This window comes from Peribacillus asahii (assembly GCF_003570725.1).
Lineage (GTDB): Bacteria > Bacillota > Bacilli > Bacillales > DSM-1321 > Peribacillus > Peribacillus asahii.
This window is the reverse complement of record NZ_QWVS01000003.1, coordinates 1-23,810: the sequence shown is the minus strand read 5'-3', so window position 1 is coordinate 23,810 and position 23,810 is coordinate 1. Positions and strand designations below refer to the sequence as shown.

At 36.2% G+C, this 23,810-nt stretch carries 21 protein-coding genes; 20 read left to right on the top strand and 1 reads right to left on the bottom strand.

Going from position 1 to position 23,810, the window contains the following annotated elements; all coding sequences use genetic code 11:
• Positions 1-118: 118 nt before the first annotated feature.
• From D1953_RS02905 to D1953_RS02840, 14 genes are all read left to right on the top strand, one after another.
• Entirely contained in the window at positions 119-484 is a 366-nt protein-coding gene (locus tag D1953_RS02905) for a Na-translocating system protein MpsC family protein (RefSeq protein ID WP_119115668.1), read from the top strand.
• Between the two features lie 95 nt (positions 485-579).
• Positions 580-1,074, top strand: a complete 495-nt coding sequence (locus D1953_RS02900; RefSeq protein ID WP_142920429.1) for a carbonic anhydrase — start codon at positions 580-582, stop codon at positions 1,072-1,074.
• 793 nt (positions 1,075-1,867) lie between these two features.
• Complete coding sequence (locus D1953_RS02895) at positions 1,868-2,767, top strand: PEP/pyruvate-binding domain-containing protein (RefSeq protein WP_119115666.1); 900 nt, start codon at positions 1,868-1,870, stop codon at positions 2,765-2,767.
• Between the two features lie 19 nt (positions 2,768-2,786).
• The gene (locus D1953_RS02890) at positions 2,787-4,418 is read left to right on the top strand and encodes a PEP-utilizing enzyme (protein ID WP_119115665.1); all 1,632 of its coding nucleotides are present in this window, start codon (positions 2,787-2,789) and stop codon (positions 4,416-4,418) included.
• Positions 4,405-5,709, top strand: a complete 1,305-nt coding sequence (locus D1953_RS02885) for an MFS transporter (RefSeq protein WP_119115664.1) — start codon at positions 4,405-4,407, stop codon at positions 5,707-5,709. Before D1953_RS02890 ends, D1953_RS02885 begins: the two co-directional genes overlap by 14 nt.
• Positions 5,710-6,103: 394 nt before the next feature.
• On the top strand, positions 6,104-6,418 hold the full coding sequence (locus tag D1953_RS02880; RefSeq protein ID WP_142920428.1) for a glutaminase: 315 nt from the start codon (positions 6,104-6,106) through the stop codon (positions 6,416-6,418).
• Positions 6,419-6,671: 253 nt separating this feature from the next.
• Entirely contained in the window at positions 6,672-8,009 is a 1,338-nt protein-coding gene (locus D1953_RS02875; RefSeq protein WP_119115662.1) for a hypothetical protein, read from the top strand.
• Between the two features lie 58 nt (positions 8,010-8,067).
• Positions 8,068-9,324 (top strand): M20 family metallo-hydrolase, encoded by a 1,257-nt coding sequence (locus D1953_RS02870; protein WP_119115661.1) that lies wholly within the window; start codon positions 8,068-8,070, stop codon positions 9,322-9,324.
• 39 nt (positions 9,325-9,363) lie between these two features.
• Positions 9,364-10,971, top strand: coding sequence for an ABC transporter substrate-binding protein (locus D1953_RS02865; protein WP_119115660.1), 1,608 nt, complete (start codon positions 9,364-9,366; stop codon positions 10,969-10,971).
• Positions 10,972-11,123: 152 nt separating this feature from the next.
• Positions 11,124-12,086, top strand: a complete 963-nt coding sequence (locus D1953_RS02860) for an ABC transporter permease (protein ID WP_119115659.1) — start codon at positions 11,124-11,126, stop codon at positions 12,084-12,086.
• Between the two features lie 11 nt (positions 12,087-12,097).
• Positions 12,098-13,000, top strand: coding sequence for an ABC transporter permease (locus D1953_RS02855; protein ID WP_119115658.1), 903 nt, complete (start codon positions 12,098-12,100; stop codon positions 12,998-13,000).
• Between the two features lie 46 nt (positions 13,001-13,046).
• Positions 13,047-14,075 carry an ABC transporter ATP-binding protein gene (locus D1953_RS02850; protein WP_119115657.1) on the top strand — a complete coding sequence of 343 codons (1,029 nt, stop codon included), beginning with the start codon at positions 13,047-13,049 and terminating at the stop codon, positions 14,073-14,075.
• Positions 14,075-14,908 carry an ATP-binding cassette domain-containing protein gene (locus D1953_RS02845; protein ID WP_119115656.1) on the top strand — a complete coding sequence of 278 codons (834 nt, stop codon included), beginning with the start codon at positions 14,075-14,077 and terminating at the stop codon, positions 14,906-14,908. The genes D1953_RS02850 and D1953_RS02845 overlap by 1 nt, the downstream gene beginning before the upstream one ends.
• A gap of 18 nt (positions 14,909-14,926) precedes the next feature.
• Positions 14,927-16,342: an amidase gene (locus D1953_RS02840; protein WP_119115655.1), complete on the top strand. Its 1,416-nt coding sequence runs from the start codon at positions 14,927-14,929 to the stop codon at positions 16,340-16,342.
• A 431-nt stretch (positions 16,343-16,773) separates the two neighbouring features.
• On the opposite strand, the gene D1953_RS02835 is transcribed toward D1953_RS02840, so the two are convergent.
• Positions 16,774-17,613 carry a spore germination protein gene (locus D1953_RS02835; protein ID WP_119115654.1) on the bottom strand — a complete coding sequence of 280 codons (840 nt, stop codon included), beginning with the start codon at positions 17,611-17,613 and terminating at the stop codon, positions 16,774-16,776.
• A gap of 437 nt (positions 17,614-18,050) precedes the next feature.
• Here D1953_RS02835 and D1953_RS02830 point away from each other — a divergent pair, with 437 nt between their 5' ends.
• The 6 genes from D1953_RS02830 to D1953_RS02805 form a co-directional block, all read left to right on the top strand.
• Positions 18,051-18,893, top strand: a complete 843-nt coding sequence (locus tag D1953_RS02830; RefSeq protein WP_119115653.1) for a phosphate ABC transporter substrate-binding protein — start codon at positions 18,051-18,053, stop codon at positions 18,891-18,893.
• Between the two features lie 78 nt (positions 18,894-18,971).
• Complete coding sequence (gene pstC / locus D1953_RS02825) at positions 18,972-19,886, top strand: phosphate ABC transporter permease subunit PstC (protein ID WP_119115652.1); 915 nt, start codon at positions 18,972-18,974, stop codon at positions 19,884-19,886.
• A gap of 1 nt (position 19,887) precedes the next feature.
• Complete coding sequence (pstA, locus tag D1953_RS02820) at positions 19,888-20,712, top strand: phosphate ABC transporter permease PstA (RefSeq protein WP_119115651.1); 825 nt, start codon at positions 19,888-19,890, stop codon at positions 20,710-20,712.
• A 69-nt stretch (positions 20,713-20,781) separates the two neighbouring features.
• The gene (gene pstB / locus D1953_RS02815) at positions 20,782-21,552 is read left to right on the top strand and encodes a phosphate ABC transporter ATP-binding protein PstB (protein ID WP_281271520.1); all 771 of its coding nucleotides are present in this window, start codon (positions 20,782-20,784) and stop codon (positions 21,550-21,552) included.
• A gap of 580 nt (positions 21,553-22,132) precedes the next feature.
• Complete coding sequence (gene sstT, locus D1953_RS02810; RefSeq protein WP_119115649.1) at positions 22,133-23,371, top strand: serine/threonine transporter SstT; 1,239 nt, start codon at positions 22,133-22,135, stop codon at positions 23,369-23,371.
• 300 nt (positions 23,372-23,671) lie between these two features.
• Positions 23,672-23,810, top strand: a 139-nt coding sequence (locus D1953_RS02805) for a riboflavin kinase (RefSeq protein ID WP_220453353.1), incomplete at its 3' end; no start/stop codon positions are given.

The window sequence follows — 23,810 nt, the reverse complement described above, 5'->3', positions numbered from 1 at the left end:
GTATAAAGATTTCCGAAAGAAATTCGTCACATTGGTGGAGAAAATTGGTTTTTAGAATATTATAGGCAATATTTGGCCATCTATGAATGTAACTTTGAAAAAAGGAAAAGGGATCGGTATGGAAAAAACAAAAGGAACAATTGAATCTGAAGTAAGCAAAGCTTTAACACATTGGGAGAAAACCTATCTTGGACGAGGATCCGTATCTGTTAAATCGGATATCTTACGGGATATGGTGATTGTAACACTCCGCGGTATACTAACTGCTGCTGAATATACAGTATGTCTGGATAAAGAAGGATTGTTATCGGTAAAAGAACATCGCAATAGTTTAGTGGAATCTGGTCTGGATGATTTAAAAGAAATTATCTTAACGATAACAGGGGAAGAAGTAGTAAGTTTTCACACCGATCTTAGTACACAAACTGGAGAACGAGTAATGGTCTTTAAGCTTTCTGGTGACCTGCAAAGCAAATTATGTTAAAAACAAAAGGTATGTTCGGACCCACGCGTTTTTTATATCAAAAAGAGTCAGGAAACGTATTTAGAACAAAATTAAAAAATTATGGGGTGAATTGGATGTCTAGAGATGAGGAGAAAAAAGTACTATTTGTGATTGGAACGGAGCAGAAGTCAGAACGATTCATCAAAGAAGAAACCAACGTCAATCCGGAAAACATGATCATCTTACAAACATATCAGCCAGTCGTTTCATACCCCTTCGACGATTTAATGAGGGACATTATTATTGCTGTGTATCAGGATAATGTTGAGGAAATCGTTGTGGTCTCCACAAACGATGATCAAAAGAATATTGAGGATATACTGAGCAAAATATATAAAAACAAAGAATTGCCGGACAAGATTCAAACATTAGATTATCTTTTTGAAAATTGCATGCCGGAATTTCCAGAGGGGACAGTAAGTGCATGGCTACATGGAGGCAAAACTGTAACGGATAGCGTACAAAAAACTGTTAGCATCATACGCAATCATCCACTGCTGCCGTCACATGTTAAGGTCAAAGAACTACATATTGATCAGGCAAATGAAAAGCTATCAGAAATTGTCTAAGAGACTATTGCTTATGTATATAATGAAATAAAAGTCTTAATTCCTCCAAATATAGGGATTAAGACTTTTTGTTTTATATTTTAAGTATTGTTACAGTGATTAAACTATTATTGAATTTATTTTGATAGCCAGCTGCTCATACTAACTCATGTGCCTTTTTCACGAATACAGCGGTCTGCATAACAGCAAGTTTCTATGTTTCTTTTTTTCTATACTTGTTTCGATTTTTCTTGGATGTGGTAGAACGATTGGGTGAATGGAAGAAAATCCTTCTCAATATCGCGGTAACTCATAAAGTTACCGTCCAAATAAAGTACTTCATCACTGTCCACATTGCTGTGTACATAGCCAGCAGGTCTATAATCTCCTGCAGGTTTTCCTCATTGATTTCCAAATTCCGTTCAATGAAGGACAATAAAAATTTTAATAGTTCAAGTTTCGGTAGTACTTCTTAAAACAATAATTCAAGTAGTCCATCATAAAATTCAAATATTATGTCTATTGTAGGAGGACGGATAGGGGCAATCGGGACCATTGTAGCTGCTATTGGAAATACACCTCCTACAATATTTTTAAAATTTACATTATATTAAGTAATTAACTAGAAAATAAGGTTTAATGAAGTACATATCTCACTTTAAACAGCAAATAATTGCATTGGATAGCAAAAGTTTCAAGGTTTTTTCACTATCGGAGTTTACAAAGTATAGATAATTAAAGTTTAATAGGTAAAAAGTATGATTTTTACCTGTTTTTATTATGGTGTTATTAAAAAGAAAGGGGTTATTTATTAGTGTTTACGGTGTTCCTAAGAGAAGCTAACAAAGAATCGATACTGCAAGTAGGGACGAAAGCGCTGTACTTAGCAAATATAATCAACGAAGGGGTTACAATCCCTGATGGATTTATTCTTAAAGCTGATGCTTTAAATAGATTTATGACAGCGAATTCTTTACATAACCAATTAAGCCATGAAGGATTTATTGAGCTATTTTTGAATGCTCCTATTCCGGAAGAAATTGAAAAGGAAATTATCTCTTCTTATATAAAATTGAAGGAATTAACAGGTTATCAAGACTTGGCAGTGGCTGTTAGGTCATCATCTTCTGCTGAAGATCTACAAGATGCTTCTTTCGCCGGTCAATACGATACAATTTTAAATGTTCGTGATGAAGAGCAGTTGCTTTATGCTATTAAACAATGCTGGGCTTCTGTTTTTTCTGAGCATGCGCGTGATTATGCCGCACAAAAAGATATTTCTTTAGAGGACTTTCCAATGGGGATTTTAATTCAACAAATGGTGTACCCAGATGTAGCGGGCGTTGTTTTTAGTGTAAATCCAATTACTGAAAATACAGAGGAAATCATCATTAATGCGAGTTATGGCCTAGGTGAATCGATTGTGTCAGGTATTGTAACACCTGACACGTTCATCGTGAATAAGAAAACTAAATCAATCACAAAAGATTTGGGCCTAAAGGAAGTGAAAATCCTACCAATAGATAACACAACAATTGAAGTAGAAACGACATTAGAGGAAAGTGAAGCTTTCTGTCTTGAAGATGAAGAAATTTTATCTTTGGAGTCCATTACGAATATATTAGAAGAATTTTATTCATTCCCGGTTGATATTGAGTTTGCGATTAAAGACGGGAAAACTTATATACTTCAATCAAGACCTATTACAGCTTAAAATTAAGGAGATACTAATCATGTTTAACACACAGACTTTTAGAAATGAATTATTACTGAGTGAGGAAGACAAGCAAAATGGTTTTTGGTTCTTAGATGAATTACATTTACCAGGAACATTAACACCGCTTTTTGCTTCTTACATGGCACCTGCCGTAACAGAGGGCACAAAGAAAGCTTACGAAACATTAAAGCTACCAATTCATCAATTCCATATTAAGATTTCTGATTCACATTACTACCAAAATACAGTTCCATACAAAGGTGATATTGAAAAACGTATCGAAGAGAATGCAGCAACTGAGAGAGCAAGATTCTCAACTTTAAGTGAACGCTTCTGGAAGTATATGAATGAAGAGTTACAACCACAATTTATGAAAATGGATAACTATCGTGCAAATGGCTTTACGTTGGCACAGGCAGGCGAGATTCTTGTCGAGTTATTTACGTTTTATAAGAGAGCATGGGAAATTCACTTTGAAGTCGTGATGCCTCGAGGATCCCTTGGTTTAGCTTTAGAAGATGCATATAAAAATTTAACAGGTGATGTCAACACGACATACGTTTATGATCTTGTTGAAGGTGTGATGAACAAGTCATTAGAAACAGACCGTGCTATATGGAAGCTTGCAAAAAGTGTAAAGGATTCAGCAGTTTTATTACAGGTCTTCAATGAAGCTGCAAATGAAGAATTAGTAACAATGCTTCAAGCTTCTCCTGAAGGACAAGAATTTTTACTACAACTACAAGAAGTTCTTAATATTTATGGCTGGCGCATTGCAAATTCACATGAGTTTTCAGATGAAACATGGGTTGAAAATCCTGTGTATATTTTAGAAGTTATTTCAGAGTATCTGAAGAAGGACTATGATTTTGATGAGGAATTTGCTCGTGTTGTTGCTGAGCGCGAACAAAAAGTTGCAGAACTGCTAGAAAAGTATCCTGAGAGCGAAGCGAAGGCTGCTTTTAAACAAATACATGAATGGGCATTGGCTTATTGGGGTGTTGATGAAGATCACCATTTCTATATTGATGCGATGTTACCTGCTAAATCCCGTATGTTATTACTAGAAGTAGGAACACTTTTAGTGGAAGCAAAGGTGATTGAAGTGAAAGAAGATATCTTCTTCTTATACCTTGATGAATTAGTTGACGTAGTAAACAATCCAATTGATATAACAGCTAAAATCATCGAACGTAAGGCAGAACATATTGCAAATTCAAAGAAAGAAGTTCCTTCAACGTATGGCGTGCCACCTCAAGAAGAAGTAGCACCGGTAATCGAACGCATCTTTGGTACAAAGGCGGCGGAAGTGAGTGAGGAAGAACGAAGTTTCAAAGGGTATGCTGCCTCAAAAGGTATTCATAAAGGAACTGTAAAAGTTGTGCGTGATCAAAATGACTTCTCTAAAGTCCATAAAGGTGATGTGCTGGTATGTAAAACAACGCTTCCACCTTGGACTGTTCTATTTTCAATTGCAGGCGCTGTAATTACGGATGCAGGTGGAATACTTTCACATGCTGGAACTGTTGCACGTGAATACAAACTTCCTGCTGTATTAGGCACGAAATTGGCAACACAAATGCTGAAAGATGGAGATATTGTTACAGTAGATGGAACAAATGGAGTTGTCTATATTGGCAATAACTAAACAATCTCTTCCTTTTCTTGCTATTCTCACAGGGGCTTTTTTAGTCCCTGTGAATTCTACGATGATTACAATTGGTTTATCTGACATAATGGATTCGCTACAGACAAACTTAGCCAATGTGTCTTGGATTGTAACCATTTATTTAATTATCATGACTGTCACGCAGCCGCTAGCAGGAAAACTGGGTGACATTTACGGAAACCGAAAAATGTTTTTGCTCGGTTTACTATTATTTTTCATAGCATCAATTGTTTGTATCTACGCGCCTAATTTACTTGTTTTAATTTTTGGTAGAGCGATTCAGGCAATCGGTGGCGCGTTAATAACGCCGAATGGTACGGCAATTATTCGTTTTATAACACCGAAGGAACAGCTGACAAAAGCGTTCGGTCTATTCGGTTTTTCCATGTCAATCGGTGCTGCAATTGGGCCACTTTTTGGTGCAATGCTTATTAGTTTATGGGGCTGGCAGTCTACCTTTTGGATTAATATTCCTTTAACGATTGTTTCATTCATTATTGCATACATGTTTTTACCTAACATCGAACGTAAAAATCAAACGCGTTTAGATCTTCAAGGTTCCGTGCTATTATCAATATTCTTAACAACGCTCGTACTTATTATTACAAATGAATGGTATACGAATATTTGGCTATGGTTAGTTTTTGTACTAGCGCTCTTTCTTTTTGTTTATAGAGAGAAAAAAATTGAACATCCATTGATTGATTTTTCATTGTTTAAGAATGCTAACTTTACGAGTGCTAATCTATCTATATTGCTTAATAATGCCATTATGTATTGTACATTATTAATTATGCCATTGACCTTAACGAAGGATGCTAGTTATTCAATTGGGGCAGTCGGTGTTCTTTTATTCGTGTTTTCTATAGCGATATCCATTGCATCTTGGTTAGGTGGAAATATAGATAGTAAGTTCGGTAAATGTCGGACTGTAAGGATGTCATTTATTTGTTCAGCTTTAGTGCTAGGTATGTATCTCTTATTACCAACGAGTCCGTTATTTGTCTTTGCCTTGCTAATTATATTTGTAGGTGGCATTGGCTCGGGACTAGGTGTTCCTTCCATGCAAGCGGCGTCTCTAGAGTCGGTCACTAAGGAAATGTCAGGTGTTGCTTCGGGGATTTACTCTACATTTCGTTATATTGGCTCTACAGCCGCATCTGTTATTATCAGCTTACAGATTAGTTATGCAACGACTATGGCGATTTTGATTTTATTGGCTACCATGGGCATTTTTATATCAAGAGGGTTGTCTAGAACTGTAAATTGATATGCTCTTTATAAGATGGGGCGATTAAAAATAAAATCTGTTTGTTGCTGTAGCGGGAATATAATCATCAGTTCAAAATTTTTATGTTACATAATACAGATACTTGGTTCGTTAATTTGATTAAGCATTATGTATAAACCCACCAACATCTCGTGTGTTGCCACATACACTCACCACATGTTGAAGTAGTAGTATCGTTAAAATTGAAGGAGCAAGAATAGGTTCTTAAGCCCCTGGTAGGTATATGATTAGGGTTTTTAAAATGATAGCGTATTCTCAAGCTATCACCTTTGAGTATCTCTATTTTGTTCATTAGTTTATGAAGAGCTATCTTTAATTTCTTCTCACCTTCAGCATTTAGACTAATAAGAGTGTTGAATTACTTTTGAAGGGCATGGACATTATTGTCTATGTCTTTTTCTCTTTGAAGGTTTCTACAAAGGATATTGCAAAAGTAGGACTTATGCTTGCGGGGAATGGTGTGTATCGATTAACAAACGAAGAGTTCATAACACGTAATACAGCAAAAGTAACAAAAGTTTTAATGACAACCTGTGGACTGTATAATGCTTCAGGGAAATATGCTGCTTCCATTGGGATTCCAATGAAAAGCGGTGTATCAGGCGATGTTTTATGCACAGTATCAGAAGGCAGAGTAGAACATCTTGATGGTCATTTTTTGTCTTTTGATAGGAGTTGTTTAAGTTGATGGGGATATGTATTCGCTAAAAGATCCGTTACTATAATTAATTAATCTTTCGAGCTGTGAATCATGATAGGACTCTTTATTCTATAACTTACGTCAATTTGATACAAAAAATTACAATAAATGAAGATTTTATTGCTTTTCCTGTTTTTTTATGTCAAATAATCTGACAAAATGATTGATTATACAGAATTTTACGAATATATTATATCTATAAATTAATTAAAGACTTATTAAAGACAACTCCTGGGAGGTGGTGTTTATAAGACTTAATATAGTAGTAATCGGGCCTGAACCATTAGTAAATGAAATCTGCCAGATAGCAACTGAATTTCATGAAGTAACAATTGAAACATTGATTTACGAAGCGGTAGAACAATCTGCACTACTGGTCGAAAATCACCATGAATCAACAGATATTTTTATTTTTGCTGGTCCCTCACCTTACTATATATCAAAGGAAAGTCTCCCCTTAGAAAGTATATCCTATTATATTCCTTTTGAAGGCTCTGATATTTATAGACTCTTAGTAAAGGTTTACGAAGTTTATCACGATTATCCGATTATTAGCTTTGATATTATAGATGCTCCTTATTTAGAAGAAATTTATGAAGAAATAGGCATTTTGGATACTCCTTATTATTTACATTCTAATAAAGAAGATATCGTGGATAGTAATGCTTTAGTAGATTATCACTTGAATCTATTAAAAGAAGAAAAAGTACAAGTGATTGCAACAACCCTCAATTCTGTATATGAACGCTTAAAAGAGTTGGACACCCCCGTTTTTTTAATTAAACATACCAAAGCCCAAATTCGAGACACATTGGAAAAAGCCATATTAAAAGGGAAGAAGCAAAAAAAAGAAGAGGCTCAAATGATTGTCTTGCAATTTCAGATGATTAATGAAGAAAAGGAACAGAATCTTCATTTTCAGCATGAATGTGAATTAATGAAAGAGAAAATTTTACAATATGGCAAACACTTATTTTCAAACATGAATGTGACTAAAAATCATGTAATCACTCTTTATACGACACGCGGAATTTTTGAAAAGGCAACGAATAGAAGAAGAGATTTCACCTTTTTAAAGGAACTAAACGAACTTTTTTCAGTGAAGGTTAATCTCGGAATTGGGATTGGAAATACTGCCGAAAGTGCCCATTATAATGCAAAAAATGCTTTGGAATTTTCAATCCAAAAAGGGAAAGGGAATTGTTTTTTAATAGATGAACAAAAAAGGGTTCATGGACCATTAGGAACGTTACATTCAATTGATTATACTCTTTTGAATAGTAAGGATGAAAATCAAAGCTCTTTAACTCTCCGAAAATTTTATGCGTGGCTATCGATAATACGTACAAAAGAAGTCACGACTAGAGAAATTAGTATAGGGATGAATACTAGTGAACGACATGCAGCCAGAATTTTGAAAAATTTATGCGAAAAAAAGATAGCGAATATTATTGGAAAAGAATCAATCAGTCAAAGAGGTCGGCCTCGTGTTGTTTATGAAATTAACTTGATTGAATTAAGAAAGCATGTAAACGAAAAAAGAAAAGATGAGATTCGCTCAATTTCTTCAAACCAATAATCTTCGTTAACGGTCTGTGTATACTGTTATCGGTTAAGAAATAAGGAGGCGATTGACTATGAAAATTAACGCAGAACGTTTACGGCAACATTTTGAGCAAATGAGCGAGATTGGGAGAATTGGAGAAACTGGAGTTTGTCGCCCCGCGCAATCGTTGGTTGAAAAAGAAGCCTTTAAGTTAGCTAAAAGTTGGATGGAACAAGCTGGAATGAATGTGAAGATTGATCACTTTGGTAACTTAATTGGGAGACTTGAAGGAAAAAATCCAAATAAACCGGTTTTAATGCTCGGTTCCCATTTAGATTCCCAACCATATGGGGGAAGATTTGATGGGGCAGCGGGAGTGCTAGCAGCAATTGAAGTCGTGACAACGCTGACCGAACAAGGAATTACACCAGATAATCCGATAGAAGTCATATCTTTTGCAGATGAGGAAGGTTGGAGATTTAATAAAGGGCTTTTTGGGGTAAGAGGAATCCTTGGTCAATTAGAAGAAGGGGAATTATTACGAAGGGATAAAGATGGAATAACGAGAGAACAAGCATTAAGAGATTTTGGTTGTGATCCTGATAAATTTGAAGAATCTATTTATCCAGCGAACAGCATTGCTGCATTTCTGGAGTTACATATTGAGCAAGGACCTGTTCTTGAACAAAAAAATCAGCCGATTGGGATTGTTACCGCAATCTCCGGTCCTTTATGGTTAACGGTTAAGTTAACAGGATTTGCTGGTCACGCAGGATCTGTTCCAATGAATACTCGTCAAGATGCATTAGTGGGAGCGGCAGAAATAATTGTTGCTTTAAATGAAATAGCTAAACAAGATCCATCAGCACCAACTGTAAGCACAGTTGGAACAATCGATGTTTTCCCTCAATCTCGAAATATTATTCCAGAGAAAGTGGAGTTTACGGTTGATTTACGAGATATCGATATTCAACGCAGAGATCAATATGAGGCGCAACTAAGAAAATGCATTCAACATACAGCTGATAAACATCAATTAAGCTATGAAATTATTGAAGATACAAAAAGTGAGCCGCGATATTGTGCAGAATGGATTAAAGATAGTATTCGAAATGAATGCGAAGAAAGAGGAATGAAAGTGCCTGAGCTTATGAGTGGCCCTTTCCATGATTCACTTATGATGTCATATGCATGTGATTATGGCATGATATTTGTCCGTTGTAAAGACGGAATCAGCCATAACCCAGCTGAGTATGCTTCATATGATGATTTGGCAATAGGTACAGATGTTATGTATGGCACTGTATTAAAAATGATTGCGCAGCTACAACATAGCTTATCTATTTAATAGATCAAGTATTTTAATCACTTATTTAGGAGGCAGGATATGAAAAAGAAGAATTTGATTATTTCACTATTGTTGAGTTTAGTCATGATTTTATCCGCATGTACGGGTACGTCAAGTGAAAAAAGTGGTGGTTCTAAGAAAGGCGGCGAATTAATCATTGGGATGGAATCAGAAGCAGATGTTTTAGATCCGCATAGAGCAGGTGGATGGGTAACAATGAGAATTACAAATCAAATGTTTGAACCATTAATTGGTGAAGATTTAAGCAAATCATCTAAAGAAGAATCAGTACCTGAACTAGTTCCAGTTTTAGCTAAAAGTTGGGAAGTATCTGAAGATGGAAAAACGTATACGTTTCATTTACGAGAGGGAGTGAAATTCCATGATGGAACGGATTTTAATGCCGAAGCAGTAGATTTTAATATTAAAAGACTGACAGATAAAAAGTTTGAATATTATGACGAGATAGGTGCCGGCCGCACGTTTAGAACATGGAAGTTTTTCGAAAGCAGTGAAGTAGTGGATGAAAAGACGATTAATATTCACTTAAGTTCACCTTTCTCGGAATTCCCTAGAATGTTAGCGCAAATCAATTCCCTTCAAATTGTTAGTCCGGAGGCTATTATTAAAAATGGAAATGACAGTATGGGAGAAAATCCGGTTGGTACTGGGCCGTTTAAATTTAGTGAAAGAAAAAGAGGGGAGAATATTACTCTTGTTAAAAATGAAGAGTATTGGGGAGAAAAGGCTTTGTTAGATAAAGTGATATTTAGACCTTTATCGGATTCTGCTAGCAGGGTATTAGCTATTCAAAATGATGAAGTGGATATTATTGCTGTTCCACCGCCAGATTCTATTGAGAATTTGAAAGATCAAGGATATGAAGTTGTTTCAGGAACACCTCCACATGTTTGGTATTTAACATTCAATTTCGATAATAAATATATGAAAGATCAAAAGGTAAGACAAGCTATTAATTATGCGATTAATCGAGAAGGCATTGCCAATGAATTATTAAAAGGTACAGTAAATCCTGCTTATACGATTCAATCCCCAGGAGCTGCTAACTATAGTGCGGATAACAAATGGTATGAATATAATCCTGAAAAGGCAAAAGAGTTATTGAAAGAAGCTGGGTTGGAGAATGGCTTTAAAACGACCTTACAAACTTCTGTGGATGGTTCAGGACAATTGCTTCCAGTGGATATTGCTGAATGGATTCAAAGGGATTTAAAAGAAATTGGTATTGAAGTTAAATTGGATACGCAAGAATGGATTACGTATTATTCAGGATATAGTGATGGAATGGCAAGTGATGTAGGTATGAATCAAATGTCATCTGGTCGTACTTCACCATATTTCCTTTCTATGGTTGCTCATTCTGAATTCGTTGCTCCAGGTGGATTTAACTCTGGGAAGTATGTCAATCCATCAGTAGATAAGTTACTTGATCAGGCCTCCACTTCTACTGATGAGAGTAAAGCGTTGGAATTATGGAAGGAAGCAGAAGCAATGATTATGGAAGATGCTGCTTTTGCACCGATTGTAAATGATTCAGCACCATATGTTGTTAACTCTCGTGTCAAAGGTTTCGTTATTCCATCAGAAGAATGGTATACATTAGCACCTGTTTATATTGAAAACTAATTTGAAAGAGATTGATTCATAAGTAAAGAGACGAGCCCTAAAAATAATATTCTGTATCTTAAATAGTTTTTTAAACATTTAGATATGAAGGATTGAGGGGCTCAGATCTCTTATGAATGACTCTATCAATTGATAAGTTGGGAGGCGAAAGAATGTTACGATATGTGCTTTCAAGAATACTATCCACAATTCCTGTCTTATTTGGTGTTACGATTGTTGTCTTTTTATTAATTCAACTTATACCAGGTGATCCTGCGAAATCAATTTTAGGAGCTGATGCAACACCGGAGGCAGTTGAAGAATTAAGAAATAATATGGGACTTAATGAACCGTTGATCGTTCAATATGGTGCATGGCTTTCTCAACTTTTACAAGGAGATTTAGGGTACTCGTATACGCTGCATACTCCAATTATTGAAGAACTTATGCCGCGTTTTGTAAACAGTTTAATCTTAACAGTTGCTAGTATGCTTATTTGTGTAACATTAGGTGTTATTTTAGGATTGATTAGTGCTTTAAAAAAGGGGAGTTTCTTTGATAAGGCTAGTATGGGTGTTGCTTTAATAGGAGCCAGTATGCCGGTCTTTTGGATTGCATTAATGCTAATGTGGCTATTCTCGATTAAATTAAATATCTTCCCAGTAAGCGGAATGTACAATATGAGAAATCCAGGAGGGTTTATGGATTTACTTCATCATATAGTCTTACCTGCTTTTGCTACCGCGACGGTTTCTCTTGCTGTGATTGCAAGATTAACGAGAAGCACTGTAATTGACATTTTACAGAAAGATTATGTGAATTACTTTCATTCATTCGGTTTATCAAAATCAAAAATTAACATCGTTCATGTTATGAGAAATTCACTTCCTCCGATTATCAATATTTCTGGTTTACAAGTGGGATATATTATGGGCGGAGCATTATTTAGTGAAGTTGTATTTAATTGGCCAGGCATCGGGCAAGCACTTTATGTGGCGGTTACTTCTAATGATTATCCTACAATCCAAGCTGGAATTCTTTTAATTGCTTTAACGTTTGTAGTTGTTAATTTAGTTGTTGATCTTTTGAATGTTTGGTTAAGTCCGAGGTTACAAGATTCAATTAAAGCTGAATAGGGGGGGAGAATATGACTACTAAATGGAAACAGTCATGTAAAGCTTTTTTGAGTGACAAAATGGCTACTACAGGAGCAATTGTTATATTATTCTCATTGATTTTAGCGGTATTTGCTTCTTGGATAGCCCCTTATAATCCCAATGTTGTTGCGGAAGGAAGCACTCGTTTAATGCCTCCTGGGACTGAAGGACATATTTTGGGGACGGATCAACAAGGAAGAGATATTTTAAGCAGAGTAATCTTCGGTACACAAACCTCTTTAATTTCCGCAGTTATTCCCGTTATTATTGCTGCCATCATCAGTGTCGTTCTTGGAGTGATTGCAGGATATTATCAAGGATTTATTGGCAACTTGATTATGAGAACGATGGATATCTTTTTCGCCTTTCCTGCAGTTTTACTTGCCATTGCCATTGCGGCTATTTTAGGACCAGGGTTGCTTAATGTCATTATTGCTATGGTTATTGTTCGTATCCCTTATATGACAAGGGTGGTTTATACGGATACTCTACAGGAAAGCCAAAAAGAATATGTTGAAGCAGCTAAGGCATTTGGAATTGGGGATATAGAAATTATGTTCAAACAAATTCTCCCAAATGTTTTACCTTCCTTAATTGTGTATAGTACAACTCTTGCAGGTGTCACGATTGTAACAGTAGCTGGATTGAGCTTTATCGGACTTGGTGTTCAGCCTCCTACGGCAGATTGGGGAAGAATGGCAAGTGATGGAAAGAAAGTGTTGATGCAAGGTTATGCTTTTGTCACATTCATTCCAGGTATAGCTATTCTCATTCTATCTTTTTCCTTCAGTATGATTGGTGATGGTTTAAGAAACGCATTAGATCCTTATGAACGCTCAAAAGCAAAAGAAAAGAAAAAAATAAGCAGAAAAACTAGTCAACATATCGCTTAATATCGATTCAAATCTACCTCTATTTTAACAATGAAAGGGTGGTTAGATGAATGTCCAATCAGCATTGAATACGGAATCTTTACTAAAGGTTGAAGGTTTATCAACAAAGATCAAAACGCCAGAAGGAGTTCTTACTGTGTTAGAGGATGTCAATCTTACCATTGAAAAAGGAGAAATCATGGCGATTGTAGGGGAGTCAGGTTCAGGAAAATCTATGATGATTAATTCAATCCTGCAATTGTTACCTAAAACCCTATTAGAAGCCTATTCAGGGAATATAGAAGTAGAAGGTGAGAACCTTTTCGCAATAGGTGAAAAAAAGATGCAAGAGATTAGGGGGAAAAAAATCTCCTTAGTCGCTCAAAATGCTATGACTTCCTTAGACCCGTCTTACCGAGTAGGAAAACAGATTGTTGAAATCATGTTGGAAAAGACAGGTTTGACGAAGGAACAAGCAAAGGAAAAAGCATTAAATCTTCTAGAGCAGATGGGGATTGATGATCCAAAACGGATATTTCAATCATATCCACATCAATTAAGCGGTGGATTAAGACAAAGGGTTGTCATTGCTATGTCTCTTGCTTGCGATCCGGATTTAATTATTGCGGATGAACCTACGTCAGCTTTAGACCCTACCGTACAATTACAAGTATTGGACCTATTTCAAACAATCAATCAGCAGTTTGGGACGGCTATTTTAATGATTACCCATGATTTTGGTGTAGTTGCACGTATTGCCGAGAAAGTAGCGGTTATGTATGCTGGACAAATTGTTGAAAAAGGTGAGACTGCAGATGTGATATTTAACCCAACGCATCCTTATACACAAAGTTTAATAAAATGTATCCCAAATTTGGATTGGGTCTTTGATAAAGGAGCTGGAAAAAAACCATTATGGCAAATAAAAGGAGAACCGCCAAACTTAATGAATCTATCACAAGGATGCCGGTTTTTCAATCGATGTCATGTAGCAAAGGACATATGCCAATCAACCAATCCTTTATTAAAAACTGTAAAGCCATACCGAAACGAACATTCAGTGCGCTGTGTATTGATAGGAGGAGGGAATGAATAATGAAAGAAGACACTCTGATTGAAGTGCAGGGATTGCAAAAAGTGTACAGTGGCAAAAGAAGTTTATTCACTCCAAGTAAAAAGGTTACAGCAGTGAAGGATGTAAGTTTTTCGATTCGTAAAGGAGAAACCTTTGGATTAATCGGGGAGTCGGGGTCAGGGAAAACGACAGTTGGACGAATGATTCTCAGGCTGATAGAACCAACGAACGGATCCATTATCTATAATGGACAATCATTGCGGGATTTATCGAATAAAGAAATGACGTCATTAAGAAAAGAAATCCAAATTGTTTTTCAAGATTCTGGTTCAGCCTTTAATCCAAGAAAAACAATAGGAGCACAAATTGCTCATCCCTTGAAAAAATTTGGTGAAAACCAAGATCCTCAATTTATCCATCAACAAGTATTGAAGATGCTAGAAGTTGTTGGCTTAAGAGCAGATTTCTTTCATCGTTACCCCCATGAGTTATCCGGCGGTCAAAGACAAAGAGCAGGAATAGCTCGAGCTCTTATCCTAAAACCTAAATTCCTTGTCTTGGATGAGCCGGTAGCAGCCCTGGATGTTTCTGTTAAAGCACAGATTATTAATTTATTGATTGATTTGCAAAAAGAATTCCAATTAACGTATTTATTTATCGCACACAATTTAGATTTAGTTGCTTACTTTTGTAATCGAGTAGCGGTTTTATCCAAAGGAGAAGTGATTGAGACCTCTTCAACGATTGATTTATTTAATAATCCAAAACACGAAATGACCAAAAAATTGTTAAGTTCGATTCTCACCTTGGAGGGTGATTTAGGAGAAGTCTATAAAAAAAGATCAGTCATTTGATAGGGAGGAGCGATATAGATGAATGAGTTATTTTTTAGTGATATACAGTCGATAGCTAGTTTATTAGAGAAAAAGGAAATCTCTTCAGTAGAATTAACGCAGCAATTATTAAAAAGAATTGATGATTTAGAACCATCTCTAAACGCATATATTACAGTGCTTTATGATGATGCTATAAAACAAGCAGAATCGATGGAGGCAGAGCTGCTGAGCGGAAACATTCGCAGTCCGCTTCATGGTGTCCCAATCGCCATCAAAGATATATTTGAAATAAAAGGAAGTAAAACAACGTCCGGCTCTAAAATTTTTGAACATTACATCTCAAATCGAGATGCAGATGTTATCAAGCTATTAAAAGATGCAGGGGCTGTAATTATTGGACAAACAAATCTTCATGAATTTGCGATGGGCGCAACAACGGAAAATCCTCATTACGGCCCTACACGGAATCCCTGGAATTTAAAGAAAATTCCAGGTGGTTCTAGCGGCGGTTCGGCTGCAGCGGTTGCAGCAGGAATGGCATTTGGAGCGATTGGAACTGATACAGGTGGTTCCATTCGACTTCCGGCAGCTCTTTGTGGAATTGTTGGTTTAAAGCCTACTTATGATTTAGTCAGCACAAAAGGATGTACGCCCTTAAGTTGGACACTTGATCATATTGGTCCAATGACTAGAACGGTCGCAGATAGTCGAATTATGTTAAAAGTGATGGCGGATCCTTTAAAAACTAATTTGCTTAACTTAGAGATAAAAAGAGAGAATTTGAATGGAATAAGAATTGGAATTTGTCAAAAGTACTTTTTTGAAAACATGGATCAAGAAATGAAAAGAATTGTTAATCGATCGTTAATAAGATTAAAAGAACTAGGTGCTGAAGTCATCGAGATTCCTCTAACGGGTATAGAAAATGCATTAGAGGCACAAAAAATCATTTTAAAATCGGAATCTTATACTTTTCATGAACCAACTTTTACGGAACATCCTGAAATGTATGGAAAAGATACTCAATTCCGCTTGAATTCAGGACGTGATGTTTCGGCAAGTCAATATATCAATGCTTGCCACCAGCGAGAAAGTTTTATTCGAAGTGTATTAGATGCAATGAATGAATATAAATGTGATGTACTTTTTTCACCAACCAATTGCATTCCAGCCTATGATATTGGAAGCGTTCCTCCAGAAGAAGCTATTAATAATATCTTTCAGTTAGGAAGAACACCGATTGGGAATTTATTAGGGCTTCCGGCTATAACTATACCATGTGGTTTTACGGATGAAAAAATGCCAGTCGGTTTTCAATTAATCAGTAAGCATTATGAAGAAGGGCTCTTACTGAATATTGGGGAAGTATACGAAAAATCAGAGGAGTGGGCTTCCTATCTAGAAAAGAACGATGCTTATCAGGTTGAGAAAGCAATGAATGTAGAGAGTTAATGAATTTGTTTAATAAAATGATGTTTAACCATCTATGATAATGATATAGATCATTACATACTGTTGAAAAATAATTTCAACAATAGATGGGATATGAAAATCTTAGTAAAATCCTCTCGTGCGAATCAAATACAGCGAGGGGATTTTTGATGACAAAAAAAGGTGCAGTTGATTAAACTGTACCTGATAGCTTACAGTGTAAGCTTATAATGGATGACAATTCTGCTTTCTTCAAAGAGTTCAATCTTGTGAATGAGCCGTTGAAGAACTTGTTTCGTACGCAGTGAGAATAAACTTATAGCCACTGTGGTAAGAACCGTCTTTATCTAAAGGCATTCCTTTCATACATTTCATATCAGTTTTAGTATCATGTTTTCGCCTTCATTCCTTTGATTGATACCTACGCGCTCGTCGTATAAAGGCAAGTACAACTATTCTATAATCCCTGTACTCATGATAGAGACGTTAACGTTAACGTCAAAGGATATTTCAGAATAAATCTTCTTCCACTCTTTGTAGGTATCTCTCGTATGCAGGTTGGTCGCTTTATATCGAACGCCAAACCCTAAAGGGTCAGCCCCGTTTTCCTGAAGCTTTGTTAAAAGAGCTGTTATCTGTTTTTCCACCTTTTTACTTGCATATTTGCTATAAGTGTCTAGTTTTTTTGATTCATATGCTGATTCGATTCCTCGATAATTCCTTTCATAAATCGTTTCTAGTACATTTTTAAGGACAACTTCTTCATCAAATATAATTGCCAAGGATTGATGTGTTTTTTCTCCTATTTCCATCATCTCAACGGTGAGTGAAGGCTTGTGGTAACGCTGGCGAATGATGTTAATATTTGTGGTAATATCTTCGCTTAAGGATAATTGAGGTCCTTGAATCGTAGGCTCAATAATTGTTTGTATCAATGTGTCGGTATTGACTTTTTTTATATCAAATAACAGGAGATCATCCCTGATAGCAACAATGACACTGCCTTTGGTCATTTCAAGCAGGATTTGTTCTTTGGATGTTATTTCTTGCTGATTTGGTAATGAATTTAAATAGGATTCTACATGCTGGATGTTTCCCAATTCAAAGAAAGGCTTAATCACCAGCTGATGAAGTTGTAATTCGTCTACAACCGTCTTGATGTACAGAAGCTCAGCGTGTTTTTCATCCATATGTAAAGGTTTGTGTACTAAATCTAAAGAGGACTTTAATTCCTCTGATAACCATTCTATAGTCTCACTGGAAGTCCTTTTTTTAATGTTATTTGAACGCATACGAACTTCTCCTAACCGGTTTTTCTTCGGGAAATCTTCCTTAGTACTATTTTTGAAAAATCAGGGAAATTTCAAGTATATCTTTACCTGAATGGAAAATATTATTCGTGTTGAGAGAGGATAATTATTGGGGTTTGTAAAAATAGAATGAATAATGTCCTTATTCATTAAGACGATTAAAAAACTTAACCAGGTTAACTACTAATTTGTGTTGGTTAACCTGGTTAAGTTTTTTGAATTTAGCTATAGAATCTAATGCCTTTACTACAACTTTACCATAATTTAACTATATGTTTACTGCGTTTTAACCCGCAATTCATAGAATTTACAAAACCTTTACAAAGAATCCATAGGGCATTAACATCATGTGTTTATTCTTAGGGTAGAAAAAATACGACAAAGAGAAGTGGCCAATAGATGATCTTGGAGGTATAGAAATGAGGTTTATAAAAGAAGCGACGATAGGATTATTGGTACTATTCTTAGCTGCTTTATTATCAGCATGTGGTATTGGTAATGACAGTGAAACAGAATCATCTAATGATAGTAAAGGTACCATATCTATTTCAGGATCCACATCTGTAGGACCTTTAGCTGAAAAACTAGCAGTTAAATATGAAGAGAAAAATAAAGTGAATATAGAAGTAAATCAAATAGGTTCTTCTGCTGGCATAACAAACGCAACGAGTGGTGTGTCAGAGATTGGGATGTCTTCGCGTGATTTAAAGGAAGAAGAAAAGGCTAATGGCTTGAATGAGGTAGTCATTGCTTATGATGGAATTGTGGTGGTGACTCACCCAAGTAATAAAGTGAAAAATCTTACTATCGAGCAAGTGAAGCAAATTTTTACCGGAGAGGTTACGAACTGGAAGGAGCTTGGAGGAGATGACATGGAAATTGTAGTTGTTTCCCGCGAAGATGGCTCAGGTTCACGTGATGCATTTCAAGAAATCGTAGGGTATACTTCAGGCGAATTGGTGAGAAGTTCCATAGTTGCGAGCGGTAACGGTAATATTAAAACAACTGTTGCAACGAATAAGCATGCAGTAGGATTTATTTCCTTCGAATATATTGATCACTCTATTTCTACTATAAAGATTAATGGAGTAGAGGCTACAGCGGAAAATGTTCTGCAGCAAAAATACAGCTTGTCACGACCATTCTTGTTTGTCTATAAGGAAGAGCATTTAACGAATAGTGGACAACAATTTATTGACTATATTTTGAGTCAAGAGGGGCAAGCGATTGTATCAGAAACAGGAGCTATACCAATAAAATAATCAACATTCATAGATGTATTATTTAACGTACGTTGGAAATAAACATCATGCGTAAAAGCAATCTTGGAGGAATGAAGCATGCCAAGCCCACTTACTGAAAAACAAACGTTAGAAATCGGAAAATCAAATAAAAGGAAATATATGCTCGAGAAGTTATCCGCAAGAATTTTTCTGTTGTGTGCACTTCTTTCAGTACTCAGTTTATTGTTAATCGTTGGATTTGTATTTTATAAAGGCTCACATCCATTTGTAGCAGAGGGATATAGTTTTATTGACTTTGTTTTTGGAGTAGATTGGGTGCCAAGTGAAGGTAAATTTGGGATCTTTCCAATGATTGTTGCATCCGTATTCGCCACATTTGGTGCATTAATTATTGGAGTTCCTATCGGTTTGTTTACAGCCATTTTCTTAGCGGAAATTGCACCGAAAAGCATAGCGAAGATCATTTCACCGGCCGTGCAGCTGCTGGCAGGTATTCCATCTGTTTTATATGGTGTATTCGGACTTGCTATCATCGTCCCTTTCTTACAAAATAATTTAGGCTTAGCGAAAGGGCAAAGTTTACTAGCTATCATTCTCGTTTTAGCCATTATGATGCTGCCGACGATTGTGACTGTAGCTGAAACAGCTATTCGTGCTGTTCCGAAAACGTATCGTGAAGGGTCATTAGCGCTCGGGGCGTCTCAAATCGGAACTATTTTTAAAGTAGTGGTACCTGCAGCTAAATCAGGAATTATGGCAGCCATTGTATTAGGTTTAGGGAGAGCAATTGGAGAAACAATGGCTGTTATATTAGTAGCAGGAAACAGTCTCATCATTCCTACTAGTTTAACAGACAGTGTTCGTCCATTAACTACAAATATCGCATTAGAAATGGGATATGCGTTCGGAACGCATCAAGAAATGCTGTTCGCAACAGGTATTGTTTTATTCTCCTTTATCTTGTTATTAAACTTTGTATTAGCAAAAATCAGTTCGAAAGGCGGTAATTAAGTTGAGAAAGTTTAAGGATAACTTGTTGCGTGGACTTCTGTGGTTTTCAGCTTTCTTAACAGTTGCCGTCCTCGTAACGATTGTTGGATATATTTTTTATAAAGGCTATCGTTTAATAAACTTCGATTTTATTTTTGGCGATTATTCACCGGCAGGGGATGGCGGAATTTGGCCAATGATTGTTACAACCATATACACAATCGCTATTTCATTATTAATAGCAACACCAATAGGGATTTTGGCTGCTGTATATTTGCAAGAGTATGCTAAGCAGGGTCGATTAGTAAAAACGATTCGTTTTGCTACAGAGAGCTTAACAGGGATACCTTCGATTATTTATGGATTATTCGGAGCCGTATTCTTTGTAACCACATTAAAATTAGGCATGTCGATTATAGCCGCTTCATTGACATTAACTATTATCGTACTGCCTGTTATCATCCGAACAACAGAGGAGGCTTTAAAAACAGTTCCTCATTCGTATCGGGAAGGGTCTCTAGCCTTGGGAACAACGAAGCTACAAACTTTATATAAAGTGATTTTACCAAGTGCGATGCCGGGGATATTATCTGGAATCATTCTCTCAATCGGAAGAATTGTTGGTGAATCGGCTGCGATATTTTTAACCGCTGGAACGGTAGCTGCGATGCCGGAAAGTATTTTCTCATCGGCAAGAACGTTAACGGTGCATTCATATTTGGTTACACAGGAGTCCGGAGATATTGAGCTTGCCGCTGCCATTGGAATCGTATTAATTGTTATCATTTTGGTTCTCAACCTTTCGGCGACGTTTATATCAAAAAAGTTAAATAAAGCTGACTATTAAATGGGGTGTATGTTAATGAGTACAACAGTGATTGAACGTAATAATGCAGAGAAGGGGAATTTTTCACAAATGAAGCAGCATTCAGGAGAGGCAGCAAAAATTAGTGTAACAGACTTGAATTTGTTCTATGGAGAAAAACAGGCACTCTATAACGTATCACTAGGTATACAAGAGAAGAAAGTTACAGCTTTAATTGGTCCTTCTGGCTGTGGTAAATCGACTTTTTTACGAACACTAAACCGCATGAATGATTTGATTGATGGTGTGAAGATTACCGGCGATATTGTCGTCGATAGTGAAAACATATACCAATCCAATGATGTGATAAAGTTACGAACGAAGGTAGGTATGGTATTTCAAAAGCCAAATCTATTTCCTATGAGTATTTATGATAATGTAGCGTATGGTCCCCGGATGCAGGGAATTAAAAATAAAAAAGAATTGAATAAGATTGTTGAAGAGAGCTTACGTGGTGCGGCGATCTGGGACGAAGTGAAAGATCGCCTTAAAACATCAGCACTCGGACTATCAGGCGGTCAGCAGCAACGTGTTTGTATCGCACGTGCAATTGCCATGAAACCGGAAATCATTTTAATGGATGAGCCTACTTCAGCATTAGATCCAATTTCAACCTTAAAGGTAGAAGAATTGATTACACACATGAAAAAGGATTATACGATTGTCATTGTTACACATAATATGCAGCAAGCAGCACGTGTATCTGACAAAACCGCTTTTTTCTTAAACGGTGAAATCATTGAATATGATGAAACAGATCATATCTTTTCTATGCCGCAGGATCAGAGAACGAAAGATTATGTTACTGGCCGATTCGGTTAAATAGAGCATAGAAAATGGTGTTTTGTGAAAGCTTTGAGAATGATTTTTTATAAGATCATTTAGATAGGTTATTTCTTTAAACAATTTGTTAGGCATGAACTCGGAACTTGTACCGGGTTCATGCCTTTTCATTTAGATAAAAGTTTTGAAAATTATAATATTTCCCAATAAATAAAATAATATTGTAATATAACAAGAAAGTAAGTATAATAATATTTGTTAGAAATACAGTTGTCTTTATATCGTGGAATAAGGTGGGAATCGTCATTCATCAAAGAAATAAATCAGCTAAAAGCTTATTTAATGAATGACTTTGTTGAAAAATTGTTATATAACAAGGTCTAGTGAATAATTGACTTCTATTAGAGATAGACCTTCGGAGGGACTCTGAAAGAGTACCAAAGGAGAAGAACAAAAGCCAAACTCTAGGAATAGGGTTGGTAATATCTAATAAAAGTCATTTGTGGTATTCAGTTATATCTATTTTGTAATAGGTTTAATTCTATTGCAAGGTTATGAAAAATGAATAGCTCAATATTAAAAACGCTACAATTTTATCTTAGACTAGTGGGGGAACATTATGAAAAGCATATTGAAAAAGTGGGGTCAATTGGGTCTGGTCAAACAAATAATTGTAGGTTTGATTATTGGTATTATCTTGGCTATAACGATTCCAGAAGCAGCAAAACCTGTTGCACTTTTAGGCTCTTTATTTGTAGGTGCTTTGAAAGCAATTGCACCGGTTTTGGTACTCTTCTTGGTTATGTCGGCCATCGCTCAACATAAGAGTGGTCACAAAACGAATATGAAATCCATTATTTTCTTATACCTGTTAGGAACTTTTTTAGCTGGATTAATCGCTGTTATTGTAAGTTTTATTTTTCCTGTAGGGTTAACACTTACAAAGGGTGCTGAGGGTGTGACGCCTCCTAGCGGTGTCGTAGAGGTTCTCAAATCATTGCTGATGAGCGTTGTTGATAATCCAGTTACAGCCATTTCTAATGCAAACTATATCGGTATTTTAGCTTGGGCAATACTTCTTGGTTTGGCTTTAAGAAGTGCCGCTGATACGACAAAAACGATGATTGCTAATTTTTCAGATGCGGTATCCAAAGTAGTTACATGGGTTATTAAGTTGGCGCCATTAGGAATCATGGGTCTAGTATTTGAATCGATTACTGCAAATGGACTTGAGGCGTTACTAGGCTATGGGAAATTGCTTGCTATTTTAATTGGCTGTATGCTCTTTGTCGCGTTAGTTATCAACCCAATCATTGTGTTTGTCTATATAAGACAAAATCCTTACCCGCTTGTTTTTAAGTGCTTAAAGGAAAGCGCCATTACAGCATTCTTTACACGTAGTTCAGCTTCTAATATTCCGGTCAATATGAGATTATGTGAAAATCTAGGTTTGAATAAGGATAGTTATTCAGTATCCATCCCATTAGGCGCAACCGTCAATATGGCTGGAGCTGCTGTTACTATTTCTGTTTTGACACTTGCAGCGGTTCATACACTTGATATTCAAGTGGACATCCCTACAGCAATCATTCTTAGCGTATTGTCAGCTGTATGTGCTTGCGGTGCTTCAGGGGTTGCTGGTGGATCTTTATTACTGATTCCTCTAGCATGCAGCTTATTTGGAATTCCAGCTGAGGTTGCTATGCAGGTAGTTGGAGTAGGCTTTATCATCGGTGTTTTACAAGACTCTTTTGAAACGGCGCTTAACTCCTCTACAGACGTACTGTTCACAGCTGCTGCTGAATTTAAAGAGTGGCGTAAAGAAGGGAAAACAATAGATATTAACAAAGCAGCATAAAGAAGGAATCTTCTTATACGCCATGGAACTGCCCTTCAATGGATAACCATTGAAGGGCAGTTTTTTATTTTCCGTTTTATACAATTATATTCTTAGCAATTTTGTATATCGTTGCGTTTTTGAATTTCAAATAAATTGAAATTTTTCTGAAAATACACTTGACTACTAGGAATAATAGGTATTATATTATTAACAAATATAAAATATAATTTTAGACCGACTAGACAACTAGAGGCCTTCTAAGTATTTGCTTAGGAGGCCTTTGTCTTTTTTATAAAACATTTTCAAAAGGAGGTTCATATGAACGCATTACGTCAGTATGTTGATCATTTTATTGTTGGCCAGGTTGAGAAAGGGAAGCAGCTCGGAAGAACGATCGGATTTCCGACAGCTAATTTGAATATTGCAAACAATGTCTCCTTAGAAAATGGAGTTTATG

What these genes read in the sequence shown, in the direction of transcription:
- D1953_RS02905 (WP_119115668.1), top strand. Translation starts at nt 119, where the DNA reads ATGGAAAAAACAAAAGGAACAATTGAATCTGAAGTAAGCAAAGCTTTA.
- D1953_RS02900 (WP_142920429.1), top strand. Translation starts at nt 580, where the DNA reads ATGTCTAGAGATGAGGAGAAAAAAGTACTATTTGTGATTGGAACGGAG.
- D1953_RS02890 (WP_119115665.1), top strand. Translation starts at nt 2,787, where the DNA reads ATGTTTAACACACAGACTTTTAGAAATGAATTATTACTGAGTGAGGAA.
- D1953_RS02880 (WP_142920428.1), top strand. Translation starts at nt 6,104, where the DNA reads ATGGACATTATTGTCTATGTCTTTTTCTCTTTGAAGGTTTCTACAAAG.
- D1953_RS02870 (WP_119115661.1), top strand. Translation starts at nt 8,068, where the DNA reads ATGAAAATTAACGCAGAACGTTTACGGCAACATTTTGAGCAAATGAGC.
- D1953_RS02865 (WP_119115660.1), top strand. Translation starts at nt 9,364, where the DNA reads ATGAAAAAGAAGAATTTGATTATTTCACTATTGTTGAGTTTAGTCATG.
- D1953_RS02860 (WP_119115659.1), top strand. Translation starts at nt 11,124, where the DNA reads ATGTTACGATATGTGCTTTCAAGAATACTATCCACAATTCCTGTCTTA.
- D1953_RS02855 (WP_119115658.1), top strand. Translation starts at nt 12,098, where the DNA reads ATGACTACTAAATGGAAACAGTCATGTAAAGCTTTTTTGAGTGACAAA.
- D1953_RS02850 (WP_119115657.1), top strand. Translation starts at nt 13,047, where the DNA reads ATGAATGTCCAATCAGCATTGAATACGGAATCTTTACTAAAGGTTGAA.
- D1953_RS02845 (WP_119115656.1), top strand. Translation starts at nt 14,075, where the DNA reads ATGAAAGAAGACACTCTGATTGAAGTGCAGGGATTGCAAAAAGTGTAC.
- D1953_RS02840 (WP_119115655.1), top strand. Translation starts at nt 14,927, where the DNA reads ATGAATGAGTTATTTTTTAGTGATATACAGTCGATAGCTAGTTTATTA.
- D1953_RS02835 (WP_119115654.1), bottom strand. Translation starts at nt 17,613, where the DNA reads ATGCGTTCAAATAACATTAAAAAAAGGACTTCCAGTGAGACTATAGAA.
- D1953_RS02830 (WP_119115653.1), top strand. Translation starts at nt 18,051, where the DNA reads ATGAGGTTTATAAAAGAAGCGACGATAGGATTATTGGTACTATTCTTA.
- pstC (WP_119115652.1), top strand. Translation starts at nt 18,972, where the DNA reads ATGCCAAGCCCACTTACTGAAAAACAAACGTTAGAAATCGGAAAATCA.
- pstB (WP_281271520.1), top strand. Translation starts at nt 20,782, where the DNA reads ATGAAGCAGCATTCAGGAGAGGCAGCAAAAATTAGTGTAACAGACTTG.
- sstT (WP_119115649.1), top strand. Translation starts at nt 22,133, where the DNA reads ATGAAAAGCATATTGAAAAAGTGGGGTCAATTGGGTCTGGTCAAACAA.